Source organism: Oceanospirillum sediminis, assembly GCF_014164585.1.
Taxonomy (GTDB): domain Bacteria; phylum Pseudomonadota; class Gammaproteobacteria; order Pseudomonadales; family Halomonadaceae; genus Oceanospirillum; species Oceanospirillum sediminis.
In genome coordinates this window covers 4,691-14,315 of record NZ_JACJFM010000063.1, presented here as the reverse complement: position 1 = coordinate 14,315, position 9,625 = coordinate 4,691, and the positions used below count along the sequence as shown (strand labels likewise).

The 9,625-nt window shown below is 45.7% G+C and carries 1 protein-coding gene; it reads left to right on the top strand.

The window, feature by feature from the left end; genetic code table 11:
* Window positions 1-9,625, top strand: a 9,625-nt coding sequence (locus tag H4O21_RS23620; RefSeq protein ID WP_182812174.1) for a Calx-beta domain-containing protein, incomplete at both ends; no start/stop codon positions are given.

Below are 9,625 nucleotides of genomic sequence, written 5' to 3'. Positions count from 1 at the left end.
TTATCACTGATCCGTCTGAGATCCATGAGGATGGTGCCAATGGTGATACGACGGCTTACTATGTGGTCAAAGCGGTGGATTCTGATGGTAATCCTCTGGCAGAGCAGCCGGGTGGAACTGTGGGTGTCAGCTTTACGGATGGTACCGCGACATCAGGTGATGATTACACCTTCAGTAATACTACTGTGACAGTCGGTACAGCCTTCAGTGCGAAGTCTGTTGATGATCATCTGTCAGACAGTGGTGAAAACTTTGTTGTTTCTCTGAATGGCGGTTCTTACAGTGAAGATGCTGCTAACACTGCGGATGGCAGTGGTCGTTATGAAACAGTAGAGTATGCACCGGATACAGTGACCACGACTATTCTGGATGAAACTGAAACCAGTACCCCGAATGATAATGACAGTGCCTTTACTCTGAAGCTGTTCCCGGCAGATGAAGATGGCAACATTGTCACTGATCCATCTGAGATCCATGAGGACAGTGATAATGGCAGTACCACGGCTTTCTATGTCGTCAAGGCTGTGGATGCTGATGGCAACCCTCTGGCAGAGCAGCCCGGCGGTACTGTTGAAGTCACGTTTACCGACGGTACGGCGAACGCCGGTGATGATTATACTTTTGGTAATACCACGGTAACAGTCGGCACAGCTTTCAGTGCGGAGTCAGTGGATGATGTTCTGGCAGACAATGGTGAGAACTTCGTCGTTTCTCTGAACGACGGTTCTTACAGCGAAGATGCTGCCAGTACTGCGGATGGCAGTGGCCGCTATGAAACAGTCGAGTATGCGCCAGATACGGTAACCACGACGATTCTGGATGAAACGGATAATGATCCGGCAACACCGGAAGATAATGACAGTGCCTTTACTCTGAAACTGTTCCCGTCAGATGAAGAGGGCAACATTATCAGTGACCCTTCTGAGATTCATGAAGATAGTAATAACGGCGACACTACTGCTTATTACGTGGTTAAGGCAGTAGATGCTGACGGTAACCCACTGGCAGATCAGCCGAAAGGAACCGTTAATGTCAGCTTTACCGATGGCAGTGCGACAACGGGTGATGACTACACTTACGGTAATACCACAGTTACGGTAGGTAATGCCTTTAGCGCTGAATCAGTGGATGATGCTCTGACCGATAATAATGAAAACTTTACTGTTTCACTGGACTCGGGCAGTTTCAGCGGTGCTGATACCTATGAAAAAGTGGAATATGCTCCGGATACTGTCACGACTACAATTCTGGATGATGGAGAGGTTGACAGTGCCTTTACCCTGAAACTGTTCCCTGCTGATGAGCATGGCAATATAGCTACGGATCCGTCTGAGATTCATGAAGATGGCAGCAATGGCGATACTACAGCCTGGTACGTCGTAAAAGCAGTGGGGGCTGACGGTCAGCCTCTGGCAGAGCAGCCAGGTGGAACTGTAGGCGTCAGTTTTACAGATGGCACAGCTGTCAGCGGAGATGATTACACCGCTGGAAATACAACCGTAACGGTCGGTAAAGCTTTCAGTGCAGAATCTATAGATGATTCTTTGTCAGACAGTGGTGAAAACTTTGTTGTTTCTCTGGATAACGGCTCTTACAGTGAAGATGCTGCTAACACTGCGGATGGCAGTGGTCGTTATGAAACAGTAGAGTATGCACCGGATACGGTGACCACCACTATTCTGGATGAAACTGAAACCAGTACCCCGAATGATAATGACAGTGCCTTTACTCTGAAGCTGTTCCCGGCAGATGAAGATGGCAATATCATCAATGATCCATCTGAGATTCACGAAGATGGTGAGACCAGCGCATATTATGTTGTGAAGGCTGTTGATGGGGAGGGTAATCTTCTTGCTGATCAGCCTCAGGGGCAGGTTGATGTCCGCTTCAACAATAATAGTGCTGACGGCTCTGATTACAGTATTCAGAAGACCCAGGTTACTCTGGGTGAAGCATTCAGTGCGACCGCTAAGGATGATAGTCATTCAGATAATGGCGAGACCTTTACAGTAGAGCTGGTTGAAAACTCTTACAGTGAAGATGCAGCATACAACGCTGATGGTGAGTATGAAACTGTTGAATATGATGATGCAACAGTGACAACAACCATTCGGGATCTTGATATTGCTGAAGTGGAAGATAACCAGAATACCCAGGAAAATGGCGACTGGGATATTTCTATTCTGGAAAATCTGGACCAGATCCACGATGAAAGCGATTTCTCTTCAATCACTATTTCCGGAATTCCAGACGGCGCAACCCTGAAAGATGGCGACGGGAATACTCTGACTGTAAATGGTGGCGAGTATACCGCGACAAGCTGGCAGGATGCCCTTGATCTGACGATCACTCCGGAAACAGACAGCAGTAAAGATTTTGATCTGGATTATCAGTTAACACTGCAAGATGGCTCTGTTGCTACTTTCACTCAATCCGTTGTTATTACCCCTGAAGCCGATCAGCCCTGGACTCTGGGAGACCTGGAGGCTGAATCGGTAACATATAACGATACACTACTGGAAGATGCTGGCTGGGTATCTCTGGATGCCGGTTGGGGCGATGGCAGTACAGTTTATCAGGAGTTGACTGCATCAACTGGTGATGCTGATGGTAGTGAAAGTAATACTGTGGTTCGCTTCTTCTCTGATGGTGATACCAATCTGCCAAATGGCACTAAATTAAGATTTGTAGATGAAGACGGTAATACCGAGACATTTACTTTCAACAACTCAAATAATTATGTTGATATTCCGGCTGATCAACTGGATACCCTACAGATCAGAACGCCATCTAACTTTAATGGTGAACTGAGCCTGAAAATTAAAACAGGTGTTATTGATCAAGATGAAGATGGTAATGGTTCAGATGATCTCTGGAGTGATGGTGGTCAGAGTAACCAGGCCTGGGGTGTTGCTGACACGCTGACAATCAACGTAGCGGGTAGTGCGGATCTGGCTGACAATTTGATCTCAGCGACGAGTGTGATTGATGCTGAAGACAGTGGCAGGGACCAGGATACTGGCGCTTTAACTAAAAATGCTGATGGCACTTATGATGTCTCAGATGCGATTGATCTGGAAATTAACTTCCGCGCTGGACAATATACCAATACCGAAGTCATCGAATTCAAGATCGAGAACATTCCGGATGATACCTATATTTTCGATAAAGATGGCAGCATGCTTAATGGCAGTGAAGGTGCCAGTCTTTCTGAAATTAAAATTGTGCTGGACCCTTCAGGTGGTGAGCACTATACCCCTCAGGCAGGAGAAATTGTTCTGACCTCTAAAGGGGCGTTTAACAATTATGTTGAAAGTCTGAAGCTGATACCAGCCCATGATAGTAATGAAGATTTCACTCTGACTCTGAATCAGAAGTCTACAGAGCCAAACTGGGATGGCAGTGTGGGTGGTGAGCAGTCAAAAGAGGTCACAGATACTTTTGAAGTTCAGCTGACCAGTGTGGCTGATAGCCCTATTGTCAGTGGAACAGATACTCCTATCGAGCTTAAAGAAAGTGGTGACTGGCAGGATTTGTCCGGATTCCAGATTTCTTCTGGAGAAGACCAGCACTTTTCTGAAGATGTGTACGCCCTGATCAGAAATGTTCCGAACGATGTTGGCTTGCGTATTGTCGACGGCGGTGGCAATGAACTGTTTGATGAACTGGTTCTGGCCAATTCTGATGGTAGCTCGACGGATTGGCGTATTGATAATGATACGTTGCAGAAGATTGATTCCGGAGAGTACAGCATCCAGTTAAAAACACCGGATGCAGACATGAGTGGTTCCCTGGAATTTGGCATTCGCGTTACTGTACTGGACGTTGATCCTGATACAGGACAGCAGACCGATACCCAGGTTTCCGATTACACCATGAATATCGTGGTGCAGCCGGAGGTAGAAGATTATGGCGATACTCAGTCATCTGGTAATGAAGATGAGTGGATTGACCTTAATCTGAATGTGGGGTCCAGTGATGGCGACGTTCTGATCGAAGGCCAGTACCCATATAACGGTAATGCGTATGATCTTAAGATAGAAATTCCAGGTTTAGGGGAGACCGGCGAAGACATTCAGATTCAGGGTGATAACCTGGTGATTGATTACGCCAACAATACGGTTTATCTGAATCAGGATGATTTAGGGTCGGTTGAAGTACTGCCTCCAATGCACTCTAATGAAGATCTGGAAGGCATTCAGTTTTACCGTTATCTGAAAGATGATATTGATGACGGTTCTACACCGGATGAGGATGTCCAGGAGATTGTTACAGGTCATAAAGTTGTGGTATCCGGTGTTGCTGATGGCTGGGAAGATACCGATAACGATGAAAATGATACAACAGATGACGTGGATGAGACTGATTATGATGGCTTTATTGTCCAGGATATATCGGGTGATGGCGCTGATGCTGTAACTGGTGGAAAGGCTATTTCCCACGTTGTTATTAAGTTTGAAAATGGCGATACCGTCAAAATTGATAACTACGGAGAGGGTGGTGAAATCAATGATTATGGCCACCCTCAGCAATATTTCGCAGGATTGGAGCAATCCGCTGGTTCAGAAGTTACCTCTTATCTGGTAAAAGCGGGTAATGAAAGCAGTGGCGGTGGTTATTTTGATCCATTTACTGGTGAAGTCGTTGACCCTGAAAATTATGGCTTTGAAGTCAAGAATAATGGCATTGTTGATGCACCATCCCAGGACAGAAGCTCTCTGTCGGCGAGTGAGCCAGATGATACCGGAGCAAGCGATAACATTATCACAGCATTAAGCGATATTGTTGTCCGCAATCATAACGTTGAAGATCAGTATCATGACAGCAATGATACTAACCCTGCTATTGATACCTCAGAGTCTGAATATTATATCATTCAGGATCAATCCGGCGCTGGTAATACCTCCTGGATGGTTGAGAACGGTATTAATGCCGGCGGTGGTGTCTGGGTTGTTCCTGCTGATTCATTCAACTCTGCCAGTATTAAAATCCTTCAGCCTGGTGCCGGAGATGGTTCTCTGAATCTGGAAATTGTGCCAGTCAGTAAAGAAGATGACGGCGATATTCTGTTTGATCAGGCGCACACTTTTACCATCGAATATGCTGGTGGGGATGAGACTATCGCTACTGGTGATGGCAGTTCTCTGGTCATTGATGGCAGTGCTCCAACCATTACAGTATCCGGAAAAGACTCAGGTCTGGAAGATACTCTGGTAGAAGATGTTTTTGGTGGCACAACCGCTTCGGGCGGTGCGACTATTTCTTATGTCGTAAGTGGTGATGCTGATAACGGTTCTGTGGATACTCAGGGTATGTATCAGTTGCCGAATGGCAGCTTTGTTGGCACCGGAGCCATTGATTTTAATCCGGATGCTGAATTCAATGGAGATGCTGGCTTTAATGTCAATATCATTGCTACTGACAGTAATGGCAATCAATCCTTTGTTTCAGAAGACGTTATTCTGGACATAGATCCTGAGCTGGATGAGAGTAAGGTAAGCGCTGATGGCGGTACTGAAATTGATGACAGTAATTCAGAGCGTATTGATCTTAATATCCAGATAGGCTCCTCTGATGCAGATGGTTCTGAGGGGCTGGCCGGTGATGTCACTATTACTCCACAGGATGGGGGGCAGTTAACAGGTACTGGCATTATCGAAAATGCCGATGGCTCTTACACTATTGCTGCTGAGAACCTTGATTCTGTTGCCTTTGTTCCTGATGCGTACACTCATGGTAATTTCAGTTTCGAAATTACTTACACCTGGAGTGATACCGATGCCAATGGTTCAGATGATGTTTCTGAAAGTGTTACCACAACTTTCAGTATTAGTCTGGCCTCTGAAGTGGATAAAATTGATGTCAACCTGACACCTTCTTCGGGTGTTAATGAATCAGAGGATTATCCTCTGGATCTGTCAATGCTGCAGCATGATAGCGACGGCAGTGAAATTGCTACTGTGAAGATCAGTGGTGTTCCGAATGAGCTTATTATTCAGGATGCTAATGGCAACAAGATAGGTAACTACAGTGATAATGGTGATGGCACCGTTGATATTGTCTTAAAAGGCTCTGAAGTACCTGATGGCGGTGGTTTGAGTCTGCACGATACAACAGGCACTTATGGTGGTGAATTCACCGTTGATATCACGGCATTCAGTCTGGATAAAGTGACTCATGAAATTGAGCAAGGCACAGATAATGTCACCTTGACGATTAATCCGGTTGCCAGTGCTATTACAGAAGTTGATGCGGGTAGTGCGCAAACCGATAAAATCTCTGGCACTGAAGATAATGCAGGCATGCCGCTGGATCTGGATGTCATCATGACGGATCTGGATGGCAGTGAAAAACTGCAGATTACTTTTGGTGATGAGTTTACCAACGAAGGTTTCAGCGCTACATACACAGATAGTGATGGCAATACACAGACGTTAACCGATGAAAGCTTACTGACTCCGGATGAAGCTCAGAGCATTCAATTAATACCAGATGCGAACTACAGCGGCGATTTTGATCTGACAGTTAATGTTAAATCGGTTGAAGTCGATGCGAATGGTAATGTTCTGGATACATTGGCGGATGCTGTTTCCAAAACAGTACAGGTGATTGTTAACCCTGAAGCGGATAGCGTCACGATTGACAGTATTTCTGACCAGACAGTGGCAGAAGATACTGCCGGTGTCGACTTAGGCCTTAATTTGTCGCTTGATGATGCCAGTGAAGAACTTAATCTTACACTGAGTGGGTTAGAGCCAGGTTCTTCCGTTTCTGTTGCAGGCCAGAGTGTAACTGTAGGTGGTAATGGAACAGTCAGCTTTAATAATCTTACAGAAGCCGATGCAGAAACGCTTAGTCTGACACCGCCAGACAACTACAGTGGCACGATGAATATTAATGTCAGTGTTAAAACTGTAGATGGCAATGATGTTCTGGATACTGCTGTTTCCCAGTCTTTCAGCTTTGAAGTCACCCCTGAAGCGGATGATATTCAGATCAATAGTGCAGGGGGAGAAGGTGCTGAGGATTCTGCAATAAATCTGGGACTGGACTTTGCACTTGTCGATAGTTCTGAGCTGTTAGATGTGACGCTCAGCGGGCAGGAACCAGGATCAGAAATCTCTATTAACGGTGGTGCACAGGTTGGTACTGTTAATGGTGATGGATCTGTAACCTTCGAAGGTTTAACGCTGACTCAGGCTGAATCTCTGCAGGTGACACCACCAGACAACTACAGTGGCACGATGGATATGCACATCAGTGTTAAAACTGTAGATGGTACTGATGTGCTGGATAGTCCGAAAACGCTGGAATTTGCTATTGAAGTAACTCCTGATGCCGATCAGCCTGATCTTGATGATCCATTACTGTCTGATGGCGTAGAGAACGATGATGGCTCTTTCAGTTACGAGCTGGATCTGAGTGCTTCTCTGACTGATAGCAGTGAACAGCTTTCATTGAGAGTTGACGGGATTCCTGATGATTGCACATTAACTAATGATAACGGCGACACCCTGACAGTGATCGATGGTTCTATCGTTCTGACACCTGATCAGCTGGAAGGTCTGACATTAACCAGTCCTGAAGAACTGGTTAGTGATGGTGAGGGTGGTCTGAATATTGAGGCAACGGCTATCTCTACAGAGGATGATGACAGTAGTGCTGTTCAGACTAAAACTATCATTGATGGTTTTATTGACGGCCTCGCTTATTCCACATCGTCTGGTTTATCAGGTCTGACCGACTCGCAAGGCGCCTTCGAGTATCATGAGGGAGATACCGTAACCTTCAGAATTGGTGATGTTGTTGTCGGTACTGCAACTCCGGATGATATGGCGCAGTCCAATCTTTTCCTGCAAGATCTGGCCAATGTTGATCGCGGTGATCTGAATAACGAATATGTTGAGAATATGGGGGTTTTCCTGCAGTCATTGGATGCAGATGGCAATCCTGATAATGGAATTACAATCACCCCGGCAGTTCATGCTGCCTTTGAAGGTGTATCGCTTAACCTGAGTGCTGCTTCTGAAGAAGAAGTTCGGGATGCTATTGAGCAGGCTGGTAAGCAGGCCATTACTGAAGAGCAGGCAATGGACCATGTTAAGCGGATGCTGGAACAATATGGTAATCAGACAGAGTTTGATGAGCATATTGATGACTCTATTGAAACCGCGACTTTTGCTCAGGCACCAATTGATGGCTTGAGATATGAGACCTCTTCTGGCTTGAGTGGTGAAGTCACTAACGGCAATTTCCAGTTCGATGAGAATGACACCGTCGATTTTTACGCTGGTGATCAGCTGGTTGCGAGTATCAACCCTTCTGATATTGGCGATGATGGCGTCATAACTTTCGAAGAAGCTGGCTTCACCGTTAGCCTTGAAGAAGTGAAACAGCTCATTGATCCTGATTCAGATGCTGAAGAAGATGTATCTGATGAAGAAGAGGAAGACCTGATCGATTCTGAAGATCAGGACGAATCGGAAGATGAGATTGCAGATGAAGAAGAGGGCGAAGGTGTAACCTCTGAAGAACAGGATGAATCGGAAGATGACACCTCAGACGAAGAGGATGAAGTTGTAGCTTCTGAAGATCAGAATGAATCGGAAGATAACACCTCAGACGAAGAGGATGAAGTCGTAGCTTCTGAAGATCAGAATGAATCGGAAGATGACACCTCAGATGAAGAGGATGAAGTCGCAATCTCCGAAGGTCAGGACGAATCTGAAGATGACACTCCAGATGAAGAGGATGAAGCTGTAGCTTCTGAAGACCAGAATGAACCGGAAGATGACACCTCAGACGAAGAGGATGAAGTTGTAATCTCCGAAGGCCAGGACGAATCTGAAGATGGTACTGATGAGGAAGATGATACTTCAGATGAAGAAGGTGTACAGACATCAGGTGGTGATCAGACCTCTATTGTGACTGCTAATTTCTCAAGCGAATTCAATGGAGATTTACGCTACGAAACATCATCAGGGTTAGAGGGAGATTTAGCTGATGGAACTTTCCAGTTTGATTCGGCTGACACTGTTGAGTTTTATATTGGTGATCAGTTAGTTGCCAGTTTTGATTCATCTGCAGTTGGAGATGATGACTCGATTTCTTTTGAAGAAGCTGGTTTTGTGTTTAGCGTAGAGGAAATTAAAGCTCTGGTAGATCAGGATGTCGATGATACTCAGAATGCAGAAAGTGAGTTTGACCCTGAAGCTGATCATGTAGATGAGTTGACGCTATCTGAAGATGCGCCTGACTCCGAGGAAGATGAAGAACCTGGTTCTGATTCTGGAGATGTTGTTGTTGACTACGATGATGATGACTCCGATTCTGATGACGATATAGTAGGAGTTTCTGAAGAAGCAGACTCAGACGCATCGGAAGAAGAACCAACGGAGGTTGTTTCAGAATCCTCAGAAGGCACTGACTCAGGCGCATCGGAAGAAGAACCAGCGGAGGTTGTTTCAGAATCCTCAGAAGGCACTGATTCAGGCACATCGGAAGAAGAACCAGCGGAGGTTGTTTCAGAATCTTCAGAAGGCACTGATTCAGGCACATCGGAAGAAGAACCAGCGGAGGTTGTTTCAGAATCTTCAGAAGGCACTGATTCAGGCACATCGGAAGA